General features: G+C 60.2%; 16 protein-coding genes. 6 read left to right on the top strand and 10 right to left on the bottom strand.

The annotated features are described in order from the left end of the window. Window positions 1–5: 5 nt before the first annotated feature. The 9 genes from KQI84_05615 to KQI84_05575 form a co-directional block, all read right to left on the bottom strand. A complete protein-coding gene (locus KQI84_05615; protein ID MCB2154343.1) occupies window positions 6–2,291 on the bottom strand; it encodes a CotH kinase family protein in 2,286 nt (761 codons plus the stop codon). Between the two features lie 142 nt (window positions 2,292–2,433). Then, window positions 2,434–3,747 (bottom strand): oligosaccharide flippase family protein, encoded by a 1,314-nt coding sequence (locus tag KQI84_05610; GenBank protein ID MCB2154342.1) that lies wholly within the window; start codon window positions 3,745–3,747, stop codon window positions 2,434–2,436. An 18-nt stretch (window positions 3,748–3,765) separates the two neighbouring features. After that, window positions 3,766–4,353, bottom strand: a complete 588-nt coding sequence (locus KQI84_05605) for an RpiB/LacA/LacB family sugar-phosphate isomerase (GenBank protein MCB2154341.1) — start codon at window positions 4,351–4,353, stop codon at window positions 3,766–3,768. Window positions 4,354–4,365: 12 nt separating this feature from the next. Beyond that, complete coding sequence (locus KQI84_05600; GenBank protein MCB2154340.1) at window positions 4,366–5,178, bottom strand: DUF547 domain-containing protein; 813 nt, start codon at window positions 5,176–5,178, stop codon at window positions 4,366–4,368. A gap of 79 nt (window positions 5,179–5,257) precedes the next feature. Continuing rightward, on the bottom strand, window positions 5,258–6,745 hold the full coding sequence (locus KQI84_05595) for a hypothetical protein (protein ID MCB2154339.1): 1,488 nt from the start codon (window positions 6,743–6,745) through the stop codon (window positions 5,258–5,260). 49 nt (window positions 6,746–6,794) lie between these two features. Beyond that, the gene (locus KQI84_05590) at window positions 6,795–7,307 is read right to left on the bottom strand and encodes a hypothetical protein (GenBank protein MCB2154338.1); all 513 of its coding nucleotides are present in this window, start codon (window positions 7,305–7,307) and stop codon (window positions 6,795–6,797) included. 67 nt (window positions 7,308–7,374) lie between these two features. Continuing rightward, on the bottom strand, window positions 7,375–8,082 hold the full coding sequence (locus KQI84_05585; protein ID MCB2154337.1) for a hypothetical protein: 708 nt from the start codon (window positions 8,080–8,082) through the stop codon (window positions 7,375–7,377). 235 nt (window positions 8,083–8,317) lie between these two features. Continuing rightward, window positions 8,318–10,534, bottom strand: a complete 2,217-nt coding sequence (locus KQI84_05580; protein MCB2154336.1) for a GspE/PulE family protein — start codon at window positions 10,532–10,534, stop codon at window positions 8,318–8,320. A gap of 150 nt (window positions 10,535–10,684) precedes the next feature. After that, window positions 10,685–12,004 (bottom strand): glycosyltransferase, encoded by a 1,320-nt coding sequence (locus KQI84_05575; protein MCB2154335.1) that lies wholly within the window; start codon window positions 12,002–12,004, stop codon window positions 10,685–10,687. Window positions 12,005–12,212: 208 nt separating this feature from the next. Between KQI84_05575 and KQI84_05570 the strand changes: the two genes are divergently transcribed. From KQI84_05570 to KQI84_05545, 6 genes are all read left to right on the top strand, one after another. Continuing rightward, window positions 12,213–12,509: a twin-arginine translocase TatA/TatE family subunit gene (locus KQI84_05570; protein ID MCB2154334.1), complete on the top strand. Its 297-nt coding sequence runs from the start codon at window positions 12,213–12,215 to the stop codon at window positions 12,507–12,509. Window positions 12,510–12,537: 28 nt separating this feature from the next. Beyond that, complete coding sequence (tatC, locus tag KQI84_05565; GenBank protein MCB2154333.1) at window positions 12,538–13,542, top strand: twin-arginine translocase subunit TatC; 1,005 nt, start codon at window positions 12,538–12,540, stop codon at window positions 13,540–13,542. A gap of 9 nt (window positions 13,543–13,551) precedes the next feature. After that, entirely contained in the window at window positions 13,552–14,532 is a 981-nt protein-coding gene (locus tag KQI84_05560; protein MCB2154332.1) for an ATP-binding protein, read from the top strand. A gap of 26 nt (window positions 14,533–14,558) precedes the next feature. Then, window positions 14,559–15,113 carry a suppressor of fused domain protein gene (locus KQI84_05555; GenBank protein ID MCB2154331.1) on the top strand — a complete coding sequence of 185 codons (555 nt, stop codon included), beginning with the start codon at window positions 14,559–14,561 and terminating at the stop codon, window positions 15,111–15,113. 69 nt (window positions 15,114–15,182) lie between these two features. Next, entirely contained in the window at window positions 15,183–17,762 is a 2,580-nt protein-coding gene (locus tag KQI84_05550; protein MCB2154330.1) for a hypothetical protein, read from the top strand. Then, window positions 17,759–18,400, top strand: a complete 642-nt coding sequence (locus KQI84_05545; GenBank protein MCB2154329.1) for a cyclase family protein — start codon at window positions 17,759–17,761, stop codon at window positions 18,398–18,400. The genes KQI84_05550 and KQI84_05545 overlap by 4 nt, the downstream gene beginning before the upstream one ends. Before the next feature lie 60 nt (window positions 18,401–18,460). Here the strand turns inward: KQI84_05545 and KQI84_05540 are convergent, their stop codons facing one another. After that, a complete protein-coding gene (locus KQI84_05540) occupies window positions 18,461–19,267 on the bottom strand; it encodes a hypothetical protein (protein MCB2154328.1) in 807 nt (268 codons plus the stop codon). Window positions 19,268–19,320: the final 53 nt, after the last annotated feature.

Here is a 19,320-nt window from a genome sequence, read left to right as displayed (position 1 = left end):
ATCAATCAATGCAGGATCCAGCCCTCGGGCAGAATAGGGCCCACGACGTTGGACGCGCCGGGTGTCGGCGTGTCGAGAACGACCGGATCGCCCTGTCCATCGGGCAGTAGGCCCATGCTGACGTCGGTCGTCTGGGCGCCGAACGTGACGCTATCGATTTCCTGCAGGTTGTTCACTTCGCTATCGAAGATGCCAATCGATTCGCCGCCGGCACTCAGCTTGAAGCCCGTGTGGAGCGGCCCCTGCGCCAGATCGTTGTCGCACCAGAAGACGAGGAAGCCCTTCGACGGAATCGTGGTGCCATCGGGGATCTTGAACTTCGTCGGGTTGGCCAGATCGTCGGTGACGTGCAGACCAGAGAGATCTTCTGCGTGGTCCTCGTCGTTGTAGACCTCGAACCAGTCGGCGTACTCACCGGCTTCGTCCTGCACGGACGCGGCGTTGGTCGCCATGAACTCGTTGATGAAGAGACGCGGCGGCGTGCGCGGTTCTCCCCCACCGCTGGATGGAGAATCGTCATTCTGCGCGGAGGGAGTGACGGTTTCGAAGATCATGGTGTCGTCACTGCCGTCGGGGAAGCGCCCGAAACTGCGGTCTGTTATCAGGTCGGGGTACGTCAGATAGTCGATCAGCACACGACCGTTTTCCGTGGTATCGAACAGACCAACTGTGCCGCCCTGAAGGTTCAATTTATAGTTGGCGTGGTTGACGCCTTGCTCGGGCTGATTGTCGGCCCAGACGAGGTAGTACCCGCGCGCCGGAATGACTGCTCCAGCGGGGAGCGTCCACTTCGTCGGTGAAGTCACATCGTCGCTCAGGTGCATCCCGCCGACGGCGACAGGAGAATCGCTGTTGTTGTAGAGCTCAATCCAGTCGTCATAATCACCATTAATGTCCGGATTGATCGTGCCATTCGACGCAAGCACTTCGTTAATCTTGATGGGGGGAACGGGCGGTGTCGTATAGAAGCCATCGAGTTGGCTGCGAAGGCTCGCTGCACGTGCAACCATGAAGGGCTTCACACCCATAGTCGCGCCGCTGCCGCCGACATAAGTCGCAGGCTGAGTCAGCGCGTCATCAGAATAGGGAATTCTGCCAACCGTTCCGCCATCTTCGATCGTTCCATCGTAATAGGGGGCAATCAGAGCTGCGAACTCGTCGGCCTTCGCCAGAGTGGCCGGATCGTCGAGAATGTCGGCGATCTCGTACAAGTAACGCCGGTACTGGCGCCGCCACTCCGAGTGTTCGAAGACGGTGTCAACGAGCGGCGCCGGCTGGGTGCCGTACCCACCGGCTCCGAAGTTGTTGAAGTCGCGAGTCGACCAATTGACATTCGGACTCATGAAATCGATCCCGAATGTATTGTCGTAATCGTAGGGGATCCATTCAAAGCGATCTGTGCCCAGATTGTGGTTCAGGTAGTAGTTGTTGCTGCCGTACCAGTAGTCATCCCACATGCCCGTACCCACATCAAATGCGAGGTAGCGCATGAAATTGTCGACGTTCACGTAGTAAACCAGGTCTGTGTAGACCGTGCTATTGGGCTGGAGATTGAAGAAGCGAATGAAGTCGGCAAGATCGCTGTAGTCCGAGTCCGGATCGTTGTTCTTCTCCGAGTAGACACTCCCGCCTCCGAGAGTGTCGTAGTCTTCGGCGGGACGGTAGGAGAGGTCAGCCTTATCAGCTTGATAGAGGCACTTGTAGAAATTGCCGTCTTTATTATTGAACCAGTTGTCGGTGAACTCTTCGTCAAAGTGTTCGACGTGATCCTGGATGCTCCAGAACGTGCCATTCACGTACAACGCCACATAGTGCGTGCGAGATCCAGGGAGTCCCATCTGACGGCAGAGCCACCACGATAGGGGTGCCCGCACAAAGGACGGATCATTCGCATCGCCGTTCAGATTCACTTCCTCAAGGCCGTGGAAATCACGGTCGGGAACGAATTCCTTGAAGTCCAGTTTCCAGGACTTGCGCGCCTTGTCTCGAGACGTGTTGCCACGCGGGCGCATGGCGACATTCGGATAGGTTTCGTCGATCTTAGAGTTCTTCCATCGGACGGTGGCGGAGCGGTAGGTGTTGTCTTCTGGATTCTGGAGGAAGAGTTGGAAATCCCCCGGGTCGATGGTGATTTCGACAATGGTGACTTCGTCGGTGAGGAAGACGTTCTGTTGCTGATCGATATAATCGGCATTTGTTGGCTCCGGCGTGTAGGCCTGGCCCAGGAGAGGCAGCAGACAGGCAGCCAGAAGCAGCCCCGCAATACGTCCTACGTGACTCGTAAGCGTCATTATTTCAGTCCCCTATGATATGAAACGCCCGCAGATCCCCCGATCGCGGGCAGGAGGGCGTTCCCTCCTCGTCCAACCGAGAATTATTCACCGGGTGGAATGAATGTCAAACGGGGTGTGGCTCTAAGACAGGCGTCGCGCGTCAGCCCTTGGACTGCCTTCCGGGGATCAACCGCAGCCAGCGGGCGAAGTCCTCGCCGCGGAGGAGGAACAACTCCGAAGCCGAAGGGGCCTCCGGTCGGCGGAGGAATAGCGCAATGAACAGCGCCGTCGTCGTGAAGTACCCGGCAAGGGTCCCGACGGTGACTCCCTTCACCGGCCCCCAGACGTCGGCCAGATAGAAACACAATCCGACCTGAACGGGCAGCGCAATCCAGTTAATGATCATGGGGATCTGCGGGCGGACGAGGTGACCGCTGAAGTAGATAGCGATCATGCGCGCACAACCGATGGCGGCGATCCCGACGACGAGCAGACGGAACGGCCACACGGAGCCGGCAAAGTCACTGCCATAGATCAACGGGATCAGCGGCGACACAATGAACCCGCCGATCACCATGACGATTCCGATCAGCAACATCTGGCGAAACGCTGCGGCCGTGAGGCGAGCGGCTTCGGCGTGCTCCGAGCCCGTGATGGGCTGATAGGACGCGGCCTCCAGGGCGCTGCCGAGAATCATCCCGCGATTGGCGAGCGATGCCGCCTGATTGTAGACGGCGAAGATCGCGGCGCCGCCGAACGCGTTCACAAGCAACTGGTCGATCTGCTGGCGAAGCGATCCGGCCATGTTGCCGACATAGACCCACTTGCCGTAACCGATCAGCTCGCGCGCGAGTTTCCAGTCGGGCCGGGCGAAGAGCCGACCCTGGCGCGACAGAACGGTCATCATCGTCACCGTACCAATCATCGCAATGCCATAGTAGGCAATGATCAGAGGAAGAATCGGCATTCCACCGACTCCCAGCAGAATGACGATGATGGCGGAACTCTGCAGAAATCCGTAGGCGACCTCAAACAGCGCGCGCTGCTTGATCGCGCCGAGCCCGATAATCAGTCCGCGCCATGCAACGTGGTATAGGACGAACGGGAATGTCGCGGCAACGATCAGCAGATGGTCGGAGGGGATTCCCTTCAGCAAGGAAGCCTGCACCCAGGGGGCAGCTCCGATCAGGAGCGCCGCAACAAATCCACCTATGAGCAAACAGGCCGCGACGACAATCGTGTGAAGCTGCCCGAGGCGTTCGCGGGTCTTCGCCACAAGGACCTGGCTGGAGAGGCCGATGCCGAGATTCGAGAGATTGATCAGCGTGGCGTTCGCCAGGCTTGTCGCGAGCATGTAGGGGCCGCGGCCTTCGCTGCCGAGGATGCGACTGACGAAGATGCCCGCCACAAGGCTGAGGAAAATGACGGCAACCTGGGATGTCGCGTCGACAGTGCTCTTGCGGGCAATGCTCAAAGCGAGCGCCTCCCGCCGTTACGGGCGCATGGCGCGCACGGCGTCCAGCACACTGGGAGTAATGACGGTGCGCTGGTCGAGAACCAGCGGCTGTTTTTCCTCGATGGCTTCGCGGAGGTCCTGAACGGTGAGAACTTCGCGCGTGCGATAAAGCGGACCAACGCGCTTCTTCTCGCCGATGGCTTTTACCTTCTCAACGCGGACGGCGTACTTGCCTCCCAACGGTTCGGTCGAGAGAAACGTCGTGACGATTTCCTTCGCCATCAGTTCGCCGACGACCATCGCGCCGAGGCAAACTACGTTCGCAGCGGAGTGCTCGCGCGAGAGGCGTGCGCTGACCAGATCGTTCGCGACGGCAGCGAAGACTCCGTGATGCATGTTGGCGATCATGCCGCTCGGATAACCGGCGCCATCGACGAAGACACCGCGGGCGCACTGGCCGCATCCGATGGCTTCCGCCGCAGGAGCAACAAAATCCGACAGGTCCACAGAATCGGCTGAACGGCAGCCAAAGTCGACAGGCTCGTGACCCATCTGGCGGACGGTCTCCATCAGTTTCTGCTTCAGGGCAAAGCCCGCATGGTCGCTGGCAAAGGCAATCTTCACGGTGTCATCCTCTCAATCGTTCGCCGCCGGGGGCAGGTCGGTGGCCCGGATCGTTCCGTCGGAAGCGCGGAATTCGATCGCGTAATCCTTGAAGGGAAGCAGATCGGGGCGGTATCGGGCAAGACCTTCCAGCAGCGATTGGCCCTTTGCGGCAAATGCTTCGCGATGCTGCTGGAAGTAGCTGGAAAGCACGGCCGTGCCGCCGTTGCGATTGTGCTCAAGCCGAATGGCGTCGGGCCGGTGCAGGAATTCATCAGCCGCCAGGTTCAATCGGATGTCGATCGTCTCGACGTGATAGGCCTCGTTTCGCAGGACGGGGCTATCCATCGTTCCGCAACTCATGGCGAAGAACGCGCGCGGGTCGCCGAATCGCCGCAGGACGAGCGCCTCGATATCGCGGGGGGAACGCCACTGGCCGGCCAGCCAGAGTCTGCTGTCGAGCAGATCGCCATGGAACATCGTCCCGGTCGCGGCCAGGTCCCGCATGGGCCATTCGTTCATGATCAGTCGAAGCACGGCCGCGTTGTGAACATTGATCCAGAAGGTTTTCTGGTCGCCAACGCTCCAGCGATCGGCCGGGGCATCGCCTGCGGCCGCAAGGTACGCGTCGATGTCCGCCAGGTAGACGTCTTCGAGCAGCTCGTAGTCGACTCGTCCATCGATCGGATCCACGACGCCGGCCAGGACTTCATCGAGAAGCAAATGGTCGAAGGGTCGCTTGGGATCGAGCGCGGGATAATCCGGGGGCGCACCGAAGTGCATTTTCGGCGCCGAGCACCCGGCAAGCAAAAGGACTAGAATCAGGACCGGCAGAGTGAATCGCATCCGAGAATCTCCTGCGCGCGACAATGGCGGGGCACGGAGATGGGAAGCAAGCCCGTTTGGTCCGACAAAGCGGCGACTCTCAGCGAGCGCCAGGGATCATGCTTTGGAATTCCATGCCGCTGGCCTGCGAGGGATCGACGGGCTCTTCCGGGGCAACTTCGCCTTCGCCGGCGGATGCAACCTCCGCGTCCATCGGCTCCGCAGAAATGGCGACCGTGATGTCCGGCACGCTGAGTTCCGGGTCCGGCGTGAACAGGTCAAAACCGAAGTTCTGGATCGCCGTCAATGCGCCGGCCCCCTGACGCGTGCGAATCAGGCTGATGGTCGTATCCTCGATTGGCTGGCGTGCGCGGAAACGAATCCGCGCGAAAGTCCCTGTCGGCAGCGCGAGACTGTCGCCAAGGGCCATCGAGTAGTTGATCAGGCCGCGCACGTTGTCCGCTTCGTTGCGCTTGTGGAAATCGAACGGGTAGTCGCTGCGGAAGGGACCGTCGAGAACGTTGATGCCACGCTTGATCCAATTGCCTTTGTCTGAATCGACGACTTCCAGGAGGTCGGGATTGAAATGGATGAAGAAGCGTAGTGTGTCGATGATCGCCCCATCGGGATTATTCAAGACGACGTCGACATCAAAAGTCTCGCCGACGACAATCGGTTTGCTCGGCCCCTCAAGTGCAATGCCGGCCTGCTGGTTCGCGCCGACGCTGCCAAGGTAGAGCTCGCGCAGCTCTTCCTTCTTGCCCTGCAGAATCTCCGTCTTCGAGCTCAGCGCATTGTCCGACGGCTTGCGCATCACAAGCACAGAGCCGCCAAGGACCCCATCGAGGGGATCGGATTCGTCGCCGAGGATATTGCGGTCGGATTGATAAACGCCGGTGTGAATAGCCTGCTCGGTTTCCCCGGAAGCGAACTCGAAATCCAAACCCGTGTGTTCGGTTGGACGAATCGCTTCCCAGACGATCTTGAGCACCGGTACCTGCTTGGTAAAACGCGGCGCCTTGAACCTCGCATCGTAAATCAGAATGCTATCGCGCTGATTAACCTTGAAGATCGGATCGCCCTGGAGAAATGGCCGCAGTTCGTCGTCGAAGACGCGCAGCGGCTTGATGAAGCGCTTGTCGTATTTGAGCGCCAGGCGAACACGGTCGAATGGAACAGAGTTGTCGTTCTGAAGACGAACTTCCGAAAGGAAGCGATCGCCTTCGGTCACTACCGTATCCAGTTCCATGGTATCCGTGTCTGCCTCGTAGAAGAGGACATAGAGCAGAACGGTGCCGAAACGCGGTTCTTCCTGTGCGGGCTCTTCAGCCTGTTGTTCCTCGGGCTTCGGCTGGTCCGGCTGCGGCTGGCCGCGATTCTCGACTTCTTCCAACTGACGCTGACGCTCCTGCTCCAGTCGCTGCTGGCGGCGTTCCTCGATGATCTTGCGGACGCGTTCTTCGTGCTCCTTGATGCGTTCCTCCCGCGTCTTCTGGTCCATCACCTGAGCATGCACGACGATGGGTGTCGAAGCGACCAGGGCCAGAGCCAGTATTGCCATCAGGAAGCGGGTGAATCGAGTCGTCATAGTCATCATCATCTCTCCGGCTGATCTGACCGGATGGATCGGGAGAAGGTTAGGAGTCCTTGCCGCGCTGCTTCTTTCGCTGCACGTCCTGCAATTTCCCATACTCCCTGTGATCCGCCGGCTCCAGCGGAAGCAGCGCCGTTGCGGACGTCACCGATGTCCACTTCGCGCGCTCGCCACTCGGGGTAACACGTTCCAGGTAGTAGTAGTAGGTCTGGCCCATCTCAACCCCGACATCCTTCAAGACGATGAACGTCTCACCGGCTTTGTGGCTGCCGGTCTTGATGGGATTGGAGGTCAGGCATTCGAACGGCCCGATGGCATCATCGGCGCGGTACACGTGGAACGCCACGGGCGGGGTCTTCTCATCCGCAGCAGTCCATTGATAGCGCACCAGAATCTTTGCCGCATTCGGGGGAATCGCATCGCTGTTTCGGGAAAGGATACCACATCCCGAGAGGGACAATCCCACGATGACAATGCAAATCAGCCTGGCCACGCTCGAAAGCGAAGTGGCGGTGAGGGAATTTGAGCGGTGGTGCTGTACAGCCGGGGCGCGCACGATATTCCTCCGATGCAGGGAGCGTCCAATCCTGCCCCGCCAGTGTTTCCGCCCGGGCCGAGAGCGATCAAGCCTCTTGTTCAGAGCTGGTACCGAAAATGATGTCGTTGATCCAATAGGCGACGATCGCCCAGGCGCTCCAGGCGAGCAGGAAGAACAGCACGCGCTCGAAGGAATCGAAGTCCATTTCCTTCCAGATGTCACTGATGCCTTCCACGTAGTAGATCGCGTAGACGAAGATGCCCACTGGCAACCCCCAGATGATTGGAAGAGTGACAGCCTTTGCGATCTTATAGAAAAGCCCGTGGGCGGGGGCGGTCTCGCCGATCTCCTTATCCTCAGGGAGCCCACTGATGACATCTTGAATCTCTGCGGACTTTGCCAGCAGCGGGGCGATCGGCATACCCGAAACGGTCTCCAGGGCGCGTAGAGCGCGCATATCCGTGGGATCCTCCATCGCAACGAGGAGGCGTCCTTTATCGGTCTTCAGAGGCACGAGGTGGTGCTTTTCACACAGAGGGCGTGGGACAAGTTGGACGGCGTCAATTCGGGGCGATAGATCGCGCAGGCTAACGAGCTCGCAATCGCAGCGCTTCTGCAGGACGCCGATCTTGACGCCCTCTGTAATGGCGCCCATTTCGACGAAGATACGCGACAGGGGCCGCTCGCTCAGTTCATACTCACGCATGCCCTGATTGAACTGCTCTTCGTTAATCAGCCCTTCGCGCAGCAGGATCTCGCCGAGATTCCTGTTCGCTGTGGAAGCCTGTCCCATTCCCGATGTTCCCCGCTTGGTGGTGGATTCTCCGGAACAGAGCCCTCCGGTCGCCGGCTTCTCCCGGGCCGACGTCAGGTCTGGTTCCGACTAGACCGTTCGCGCAGGTGCACGACCGGGTCAACTCAAATGCCATTCCTGGCGATTGTCTGCCCGGATTTCGATCACCCCGACCAATGAACACCTGAAAAATCCGTGAGGGCCGGCACCTGGCCAGCCCTCACAGAAACGTGGTTCAAACTCTCGTGGCGTCCTCGCCACCGGGCTCCTCTTTCGGCTCGGTTGGCTCGAGACCGAGCATCGGCGGGGGCATCAATTCGTCGTCGGAGTCGGGCTCCTGAGCGATCGGCTCCTCGACCAAGGGCTCTTCCGCAAGCTGCTGTGGCACTTCTTCCTCGACGACCTCCGGGATTCCAAACTCCTGGTAATCCTCTCCCTCTTCGTCGATGCGGTCTTCCGCTTCGCGCTTGCGGCGGGCTTCCTCGATGCGTGCCAGCGACCGCTTGGCGGACATGGCTTCGAGACGTGCCGACTCTTCGCTTTCGCGCGGAGTCTGGCGACCGACTTCCTCAAAGGTCGTAGCGCCGAGGCAAACCTTCAGCCAACCATCGCTGCGCATCGTCTGCATTCCCTGGTGAACGGCCAGAGCGTGGATTTCGTCGGTTGTTGCGCGCTGCAGGATCAGTTCGCGGAGTTCTTCGGTGATCGTCATGACTTCGAAGAGACCAAGACGACCCTTGTAGCCGCTGAAGTTGCAATCGTCGCAGCCGCGGCCGGCAAAGAAGGTGATGTCCTGAACCTCTTCGCGGGTGACGGCGAACTCTTCAAGTTCCTCGTCCGTCGGGATGTAGGGCTCCTTGCACATGGGACAAATTGTACGGATCAGGCGCTGGCCAACGACGCAACGCAGCGTCGAGGTCAGCAGGAAGGGTTCGATGCCCATGTCGATCAGGCGGGTCAGCGTGGCGGCTGAGGAGTTCGTGTGAAGCGTCGAGAACACCATGTGGCCCGTCAGAGCCGCCTGGATGGAGATTTCAGCCGTCTCAACGTCACGAATCTCGCCGACGAGAATCACGTCGGGGTCCTGTCGCAGGATACTGCGGAGGCACGCCGCGAAAGTCAGGTTCACCTTCGCGTTGATGTTAACCTGCACAACGCCGGGCAGCTCATACTCGACCGGATCCTCGGTCGTGATGAACTTCAAGCCGGAGTCAAAAACTTCGTTCAGGACGGAATAGAGGGTCGTCGTCTTGCCGCAGCCGGTCGGACCGGTGACGAGCAGAATGCCATTCGGCTTGTGGGCGGAATCGAGAACCATCTCGAGCGGTTCCTTCTGGAACCCGAGCTGGCGAATGCCGATCATCATCGTGCTCTTGTCGAGAATACGCATCACGAGCGATTCGCCGTACACCGTCGGAACGGAGGAACAACGCAAGTCGACTTCCTTGCCTGAGATTGAAATTCGGATACGACCGTCCTGGGGCGCGCGTGTTTCCGAGATGTTCATGCCACCCATGACCTTCAGGCGGCTGATCAGTCCAAGCTGGAGGCTCTTTGGAGGCGAAGGGATTTCGCGCAACACACCGTCAACACGATAGCGAATGCGCAGTGAGCCGGCGAAGGGCTCGATGTGCAAGTCGGATGCGCGGTCCTGAATCGCCTGGATCAAGAGCAAGTTCACCAGCTTGATGACGGGCGGATCGTTAGCCAACTTCTCAAGATCGATTTCTAACTCATTGCCCGAGGACAAGAGTCCGGAATCTTCGTCATCCTCTTCTTCGCCAAGCGAGTCAATGACGTTGTCGAGCGTCTCATCGCCGACGCCGTAGAACCGGTCGATCGCTTCCACGATGTCGTCCTCGTTGATGACGACGGCTTCGATGTCGTGTTCGGGGAGAAGGAGACGCAAATCGTCGACGATGGTGATATTCAGCGGGTCGCTGATAGCGACTGTCAGGACGGGGCGACGTCCGGGTTTCGTTTCTTCCTTCAGCGGATAGATGCGCCGCTCGCGTGCCGTTTGCGATGGGATGTAACTGCGAACGCGTTCGCCTTCTTCGCCATCGAGTTCGAAGTCGCCAATGTCCGCGTAGGGAAGGCCGACCTTCTCTGTCAGCGCGCGCACCATATCGCCTTCGCTCAGTTCCGTGGCGATATCGAATTCGCCGGACGTGAACTGTGCGGGCGAAGGGGCCGGGCCTTGACCAATGCGAGCGGCTTCTTCGTCCGGATCCGTCGGCACACCCGCCTGTTGCTGCCAGGTGCCGGTGCTGGTCCGTCGTTGCGCGTCGCCTCGGATCGCTCCGGGCTTGCCGATTCGGGTCGCAGATTCACCACGAGGTCCAACGCCGCCTCGTCCCCGTCCGGCGCCTTCAGGAGTCGTCGCCTCTTCGAGCTTGATCAACAGCTCCATCTTTTTCCTGGCGTCTGAATACGGATCCTGACTGCTCATATCTCTCGCCCTTCTGATCTAGTCGACTGCGCGATCACGCATGCCCGGAGAAGTCGGAACTCCCCGCGCAACCGTTCTGATTAGATGATATGCCTGGTCTGAATGCAAATCGTATTTCGACAGCCGAGGAAGGCGAGAATCCGGGGCGATTCATCGAGCCTGATCAACCATTTTGTCTAGAATCTGAGCAATCTCGTGCGCCTGGCTGCGGCGATTGAAGCGTTCGAGCACCCATTCGGCCGGCCGCTCGTGTCTGCCTTCCTCAACGCGCGTCAGGAACTGCGCCAGGGCGTCTGCCACGTCGCCAGCGGGAGCAGGATGGGCGATAGTTGCTCCGCCGGTGTCCCGAAGCAGTTCCGCCGCAGCGCCCTCCGGCACGAGGGCGAAGATCGGGCGGCGGAACGCCAGATACTCGAAAACCTTCTGGCTGACCATAATCTCGGCTCCTGGGCCGGATTCGAGAATCAGCAGAAAGGTGTCGGCTCGGCTCTGCTCGCGCAGGCACTCTCGGAAGGGAACGGGGGGAAGGAGTTCCACGACCTCCTTGAGCGGTCCGCGGGCGGCCATTTCACGTTCGCGCGGGGTCAAGTCACACCGCATCCGAACCCGCAGGCGATCCGCCCGGGAGGGATCCCGCTTCAGCACACGGGCGAGGGCGGCGAGGAATAGATCAGGGCGCCGCCGTCCAAAAAACGTACCAGTATAGACAAGTGTCGTTTTTCCCGGGTTCAACGGCCTGGCAGCCTCGCCCAATCCGCCGGTCTCGGCCGTGTCCATACCATTCCAGATCGTGGTGGCCGGCTCGCGATCCGAGGGGCGAAGACCCTGCAAATGGCGCGTAATCGGGGGCGAGACTGTGACAATTCGTTGCGCTCGGCGGGCGACAAAACGCTCCCCCCAACCCTGCAGCGCCGCCATGAGACGATTCCCGGGCCTGTGGAAGGCAGGATTCTGGGTCCACCCGTCCCGGAAATCCGCGAGCCAGGGAACGCCGGTGAGAGCGCTCACCAAGCCCGCCACTAGATGGGCGCTCTGAGGATAATTGCTGGAATATATTGCCTGCAGTTTGTTCCGACGGACCAGCCGCACGCCCCGCCAGACGGCGAATGGCACCCAGCCGGCGCGGTCATCCGGGAAGAAAACAAAGCGCCGCAGGAAGTCCATGACGGCCTGGCGACGGCCGCTGCTCTTGCCGCCGAGAGCGGAGGTTGGCGCTCGGCGGCTCTGCCACAGGTGCATCAGGCGAAAAGGGTCGAGCGAGCCGGTCCTTTCGACAGGGACGATCGCGATTCTCGGATCGGCCAGCGGGGCGGCATCGCGGCCCTCCCCCGCCACGGGCTTGACCGACAACACGATCGGCCGCCAGTCGGACTCCGGCAGATAGCGGCACAGAGACAGCACGCGCCGAACGCCCGTCGCCGCCGGCGGGAAGAAGTAACTGACCATCAGAATGTTCGGGCGATCGGACATGAGGCCTCGAATCGCGGGATCGCCTTGCGGCCACAAGTAGGAGTACGAGCCCTAAGGAACCGGGAGCAAGTACTCATTGACCGTCCGACCCGCCGGGTTGCACCATTTCTTGCATACAGGATGCTGGAAGGCCTGCGGTTGCGGCCGGCGTCCAACCCGAAAACGAAGGCAGCACGCAATGATTTCACCCGCATTGGAATTGGGTTTTATGAATCTCGGACCGATGGAAATGGCAGTCATCCTGGTCATCGTCCTGATTATCTTCGGGCCGAAGAGCCTGCCTTCGCTTGGCCGCGCCATGGGGCGCGGACTGCGCGAATTCAAGAGCGCGTCGAGCAAGTTCTCCGATGCTCTGGATGACATCGATGAAGAAGACGAGAAGCCCCAAAAGAAGACGGCAAATCAGTTGCCCCGCGAGGAGCCCAGTGAGCGCGTCGAGGCAGCCAAGCCCGCTGAATCGGTAAGCACGAGTTCTGGAGGAGCCGGCGGCGAATCCAAGTCCTGAGTAACGGGTTCCCGCCAACGGATCGCCCGTGCCTCTGATCAATCTTCACGAAGAGAAAAACCTGTCTTTCCTGGAGCACCTCGAGGAGCTCCGGGCGCGGCTGCTGCGTTCCGTCGTGGCGATCGTCATCGGATGCATCGTCGGGTATTTCCTGGCGCCGGTGGGAATCGACCTGTTGCTCGATCCCATTCGCCAGTCCGGCCTGCTGCCGAAGCAGGATCTGACGGTCCAGTTCGAGATCCAGGATGATGGCCAGATGAAACTGCTGAATCCGGAGATCATCCCGGATTGGGCTGTTCAGCCGGTCGATGACGGCACCACGGCAACAGCGCAGGTCAAACGCCCGGAAAAGGCCGAAACACGCCGGATCACGCGCATCGAGTTGCACGCGCCGGGGTCCGAGATGCCGTTCGCGGCAGTCGACACGGTCGAACGCAGCGGTGTGATCTACTTGCGGCCGATGGATCCGTTCATCGTGCGTCTGAAGGCCGCGCTGGTGCTCGGCATCCTGCTGGCCCTGCCGTATGTCCTGCTGCAGGTCTATGCGTTCATCGCACCGGGCCTGCTGCCGCACGAGCGCGCCTGGGCAGGACCGTGCTACTTCAGCGCCCTGGTGCTGTTCCCGATCGGGGCCGCGTTTGCCTACTACTGCCTGAAATTCGCCCTGATCTTCTTCGCCGGTTTTGCCAGCGACCAGGCCTATGTGTTTAGCGACATCCGCGCATATCTGAGCTTTGCGTTGACCTCCATGCTCGTCTTCGGTGTGCTTTTTGAACTGCCTCTCGTCGTTCTGCTGGCGACGCGGATGGGGTTGGTCTCCGTAGACACCCTGGCCGGAAAGCGAAAGCACATCTTTGTGGCGCTGCTGGTGGTAGCGGCCGTCGTGACGCCCACCGCCGATCCGTTCACTTTCATGGTGCTGACCCTTCCGCTCTACGGGTTGTTTGAGATTTCGCTCCTGCTTGGCCGAATCGCCGACGCCAAGGCGGAAGAACGAATCGCCGAAGAAGAGGAAGAGACTCCCGAGGGCTAGAGTGCGCTCATGGCACAAGCGGTCGAGAAGGGCGCCGATAACCGAATCATCCTTTACCTGGATCGCGACCAGGAGGGTTCAACGGCCCTTCGCGAAGCGCTGGCGGAAGCCGGCGAGATCGTCGTTTTCCATGATCTGTCCCAGTTGCTCGGGTTCAGCCGCGACGTCCCCGGGGCAACGATTCTGCTCGATGCCGCAACGCTGGCGGATTCGCCGACCGCACCGGTTTCCCAATTGGCCTATCAGCGCAATCGCAGCCCCATTGGACTGACGACCGATCTCCCGCTTGAAGACTACATCTTCCGCCTGCGCGAGTGGGGAATTGTCCGCGTCCTGATCAAGACGCCGCCGGTCGATCCGGAGGAAGTCGCGCATTTCCTGACGACCCTGCGCAGCCCCGCCGCGGGGTTTGGACTTCTCCGCTATCTGAGTTCTACGATCGAAATGTACAGCGTCTCGATCCGAGACATGCAGTCCAAGATGGCGGCGATCGAGCGCGTCATTAATCACTTCGCCACGTGCGGTTTCGACGTGCATGAGCTTTATGATGTGCGCCTCATCCTTGAGGAGATCATCAACAACGCGTTCTTCCATGCGTTCCTGACGGCAAGCGGCGAAGAGAAGTACGCCGTCCGCGCGTTTCGATCGTTGGCGCAGGACGAAAGCGTCCGGATCGAATACGGATCGGACTCGCATCGGGTCGGATTCTCGATCACCGACACAGCCGGGACATTGCCGGTCGGAATGGTCATCTCGAAGCTGGAACGGCAGTTCAACCGCGAGGGGGTCTTCGACCAATCAGGCCGCGGGTTGTATCTGTCGCGCATGTTGGCATCGCGCCTGATCATCAACATCGAACCGCGCAAGCGCACCCAGATCGTCGCGCTCTTCGACGAAACCCGAAAGAGCGATCGCCCGAAGCCGCTGATGATCAACTGCATCGGGGACGATTCCTTCGAAGAATGGCGAATGGACCCGGATCTGGATTGAGGAAAGTCGGATAGGAGTGGACTGGGATGGAAATCGCCGAGTATTCCAACCTGATCACTTGCCACTACGAGCAAACCTGGAAAGGGCAGGGAACCGCACTGCAATGGGCCAGTGGTCCGAGAGACGATCTTCCCTCTGCGTTTCGAGTCCTCCGTTTCTCTCCAACTGCTTCTCGAGGCCTGTGGACATACGCGACCAACTGCATGTCCATGCCGGATGATTCGATCCCGATCGAACTTCACCTTCTGAGCCCTGTGGAATCCAATGCGCACGTCGAACTCCTTAACGCGATCGCCCATTATCATCGTACGGGCGCGAGACTGGACCACGGACACACGGTTGACTTCGGACGCCCCTGGCTTCCTGGCTCTGAATGCGACTGTGGATTGGTTTCACTCCCGTATCTGGATGGCCCGCTGATGGAGCGCTCCTACAAGATTCCGACGCGATTCCTCTGGCTCATCCCCATCACAAGCAAGGGACGGGACTTCAAGAAGGAAGGGGGACTTGAAGCGCTCGAGACGATCTTTGACGGGTTCCCGGATTTCTACCATGATCCGAACCGCCGGAGCATCGTGTAGCGCCGTCTCCCCCACCTCAGACAGCAAACTGCCATTGCTCCTGTCGGCCCTTGAATTCAGATTCGCCGCATGATGAGCCGCGATCGGGTTCGGACATACGGGCTGTTTGCAGTGCTGACCATTCTGGCCAATGGGCTGTTCTTTATCGTCACGCGCCAGGTCGTCGGCCGGTGGTTCCTGCCCCTGGACGATGCATTCATCACGTTCCAGTATGCACGCCAGCTCGCGCACTTCCAGCCATTCATCTATCAGCCCGGCGCGGCATTCTCCACTGGATCGACCAGCCCGCTCTATCCTCTGATCCTGGCGCCGTTCGCCGCGGTCTTGTCGCCACTGGCGATGATGAGCGTGACGCTGGTGCTTTCGCTGATTTGGAAGTTCCTCGCGGCGGTCGGCGTTTTCGAGGCCGCCCGCCAGTTGGCTCGGCATCGCGAGCCCGGCGTTCTGGCCGGTGTGCTGACGTGCCTGAGCGGGCCATTCACGCACGGTGCAACGAACGGACTGGAAACAGGAATGCTGGCGGCGTTGGCAGCGCTGGCTCTCGCAATGGTCTTGCGGACAATAAAGCGCGATCGCTTGTCGCCGATGAATATCACTGGACTGGCAATTCTCCTGGCCGCGCTGTCGCTGTCGCGGCCGGAAGCCGCAATCGTCCCGATCGGTCTGCTGATCTTGTCGTTCTTTCTGCGCGTGCCGCGAGGTTTCCGCATCGCGATCCTTCTATCACTGCTGCCGGGAATCGGGTACGTGCTGCTGGTGTATGCCCAGACGGGCAGCCTCTCGACAAACACATCGACTGCGAAGTTGCTGACGACGCATCCGTATCAGACGCTGCCGGAGATCGTCGCGCGCGTCGGGCTGGCGATGGATCGGACTGGATTCGGACGGCTCGGAGCGGAGTTGGCTCTGCCACCGCTCGCGAGTCTGGCGGCGTTGCTGGCGCTCGTCGGATTCTGGAAACGACGCGCGATTCTGCTCGGCTTGTGGCTCCTTCCGCTTCTGACGCCGTTCCTGGCCGTCGACCCGACTCTGCATGACAGCCGCTATTTCCTGGGATGGTTGCCGATTTTGCTGCTTGCCTGGTCGATGGGCGCGTGGACGTTGGTGCGGTGGTCGAATCGGCGCGGAAGGCACTTGCTGTGGATCGCACTGGTGGCCGCAGCGATCGGGCGCGTTGTTGTTTCGCTGCCTGCCAAAGCAGAGGAATTCAGCCACCTGGCCAACGAGATGGCCACAATGCACCTGCCCGCCGCGCAATGGATGGACGAGAATCTGCCGGCCGATGCGATCGTGACGGTGCATGATGCCGGCATTCTGGCAGCGGTCGGAAATCGAACGATCATCGATTTGAATGGCCTTGTGACAACGCGCTTTGCGGGCGTCGCGGGCAGCGGATTCGGCAGCGTCTGGGAAGAGCTCGAACGAACGCCCTATGCGGATTATCCCGACTACGTCGCAAGTTTCCCCGAGTTTACAGACTCGCGAATGATCGGTGAGGAACTGGCCGCTTTCCCATTGCCGCGCAGTGTGTGGAGTAACGGCACGCCGCTGACGATCTGGAAGTCGGGCATGCCATGGCTGACGCTCCCGATGGAACCGGCAATAGATCTGCCGGAGGGCTGGCGCGTTGTTGATGAAATCGATCAGGCAGACTTGTTGAGCGAAGACGTGCACGAATACTGGATCGAATCGGCCGGTGCATGGGATTTTAACACAAACACGATCGTGAGACATCTGCGTCCCCGCAAAGACAGCGCGCTGCAGATGACGGATGGCGGGCGGATCATCAGCGGTCACGAACAGTTCGTTCTGCAAGGCATCGCGGGACAACCCGCGCTTCTGATTCTGCGTGTCTATTCGGAGAGCGGTGAATCGATTGTGGTGCAGATCGGCGAGACGGAATATGAACTCGAAGCGGAAGCTGAGTTCAACTGCTTCCAGGAGTTGGAGCTCGAGTTGGAGGCCTCTGCACTTGATAAGACAGGCGCGCTGCCCGTTCGCATTGCGCCACACCGGGGCAACGTTCCGGTGCGCGATGCCGCAGAAACGTATCACGCGTGGCTCGCACAACCGGTCGAAGAATCAAGCGATGCAGCCAAGGCGTATACTGAATCCGTGGCGGAAGCTCGCGCGAACTTCGATCTGGGAATGGCTGATGAGTACGACAAGCGGTGGCATGGTTGGATTCCGATAGAAGAAGGGGCGCGTCTGTTCTGGCACGATGGATGGGCCGGCGTGGAGCACGTCGAAGGCGATAGCTGGCGTTGGGCGTTGAAGAATCCCGTCGGCCTCGCGCTTCCTGTCCGCCGCGTGAACGGCCCTGTGACGATTGAGGTGGCAGGCTTCTCGATGAGCAGGGACGAGCGCTCCTTACCGAACGCCGCGTGGATCACGATTGGCGATTGGGAATCCGAGCACAGGACATTTGATGATACGGTGCACCAGTTCCTCCAATTCAATGTACCGGCCGATGTGGCTGAACGCGTTCTGCACCCCGGGCTCAACCCCGTGAAGTTGTGGTTCGCGAAGGCCTACACGCCTTCGAAGATTCGCCCCGGCGAAAGCGATGATGATAGGCCGCTCTCGATGGCAGTGCGAGCCATTCGCATTGTCGGGGCCGGCTGGACGAACACACAGGAGATGCCATGAAGTGGTACGATTGCTCTCCGCCGATTACTGAATCGTTGCCGGTTTGGCCGGGCGATGTTCCCTACAGTGCAGCGTGGGATTGCCTTCTGGAAAAGGGGGACGCAGCCAACCTGAGCAGCATCGCAACCACGTTGCATCTCGGAAGCCACGTCGATGCGCCGTATCACGTCAGCGCGGATGCTGCGAAAATCGATGAGCTACCATTTGAGTTATTCGTCGGTCGCGCCCGTATAGTCGAAGTCCCACCATCGGCGCGAACTGACGAGCGGCGAATCTCACCGGCAGTCATCACGGAAGAGGTCGCCGACGATTGCCCGCCGCGTGTTCTTCTGAAGACTTGCACCTATCGCCCAACGCCACCTTTTCAGAAGGACTTCGTGGCGCTGTCCCCGGAACTGATCGATCGACTCGCGGGACTTGAGGTCAAGCTCGTCGGGCTCGATGCGCCGTCGGTGGATCCCTTTGGCGATGGCGAACTGCGCAGTCATCACCGCCTTGTCCATCACGGCATGATTGGGCTGGAGGGCTTGGTGCTGAAGCACGTTCCGCCGGGCGATTACGAACTGATCGCTGTGCCGCTGCGACTGGCAGGTCGCGACGGGAGTCCTGTTCGAGCGATTCTCCGAACTCTTAAATAGAAAACTCGCCGGCAACGCAGTGTTGCCGGCGAGATGACAATCAGTGTCTGTGCTCCGGGATTACTTAGACGGAGGCGGCGTGTAGGGAGGTGCGATCGGGCTGGACGGGTTGCGGCCGTTATCGCCACCGCCGTCCGGGCCTTCCTTGATCAGATCTTCGTAGATCCAGTAGCCAGCGCCACCAGCAGCCGCGGCACCCAGCGTTCCACCGAGGATCCAGAAGCCGGCCTTGCGGCGATCGTCTTCATCCTGGGCAACTTCGTCCTGGGCCGCTTCGGAGCCACCCTCGATCTGGCCATCGGTGCCCGGCTGACCAACAGTGCGAGCGTTGACCATCCATGTGTCCCCGACGTGCTTGAAGATCAGGTCGTCGCCGGCGCCGATGACAGCGATCTGCTCGCCGGTCGTGGCGGAGCGAACCGCGAAGGTCTCGCTCAGGCTCTGAGCCATGACTTCATTCGAGTTCTCGACCTGGATCAGCAGCATGTGACGATCAGCGCCTTCGCCGGAGATCGACTCGAAGAGGAGGTCGCTATAGGAAGCGGCCAGCGTCGAGTCGCCGGGAGTCGCCAGTGCGACGGTGCCTTCGGTCAGAACGACATGGCCGGCGTCCTTGAAGCTGGCCTGGGAGTTCTGGCCAACCAGGATTGTTTCGCCCTTGGCTGTTTCAACACGAACGGGCTTCTCACCGGCAAGAAGCAGGTCGCCGGTGCGCACTTCGGTCAGCGTATTCTCCCGAGCGGAAAGGACGGTGCCGTCCCGGTCGATGGAGTAAGATCCTGTGGACTCGGCCATTGCGGCGCGATCGGACGCAAAACCGGTGGAGCACAGGGCAAAGATCGTAGCGGCAAGAAGCAATTTTCTCATTTGGATGCGTACCTTTAGTGATAGTGAGCTGGATTCTGTTTCCAAAACATGCG

Source organism: bacterium, from assembly GCA_020444065.1.
Lineage (GTDB): Bacteria > Sumerlaeota > Sumerlaeia > SLMS01 > JAHLLQ01 > JAHLLQ01.
The sequence above is the reverse complement of the archived record's forward strand: the minus strand, read 5'-3'. Positions and strand labels throughout refer to the sequence as shown.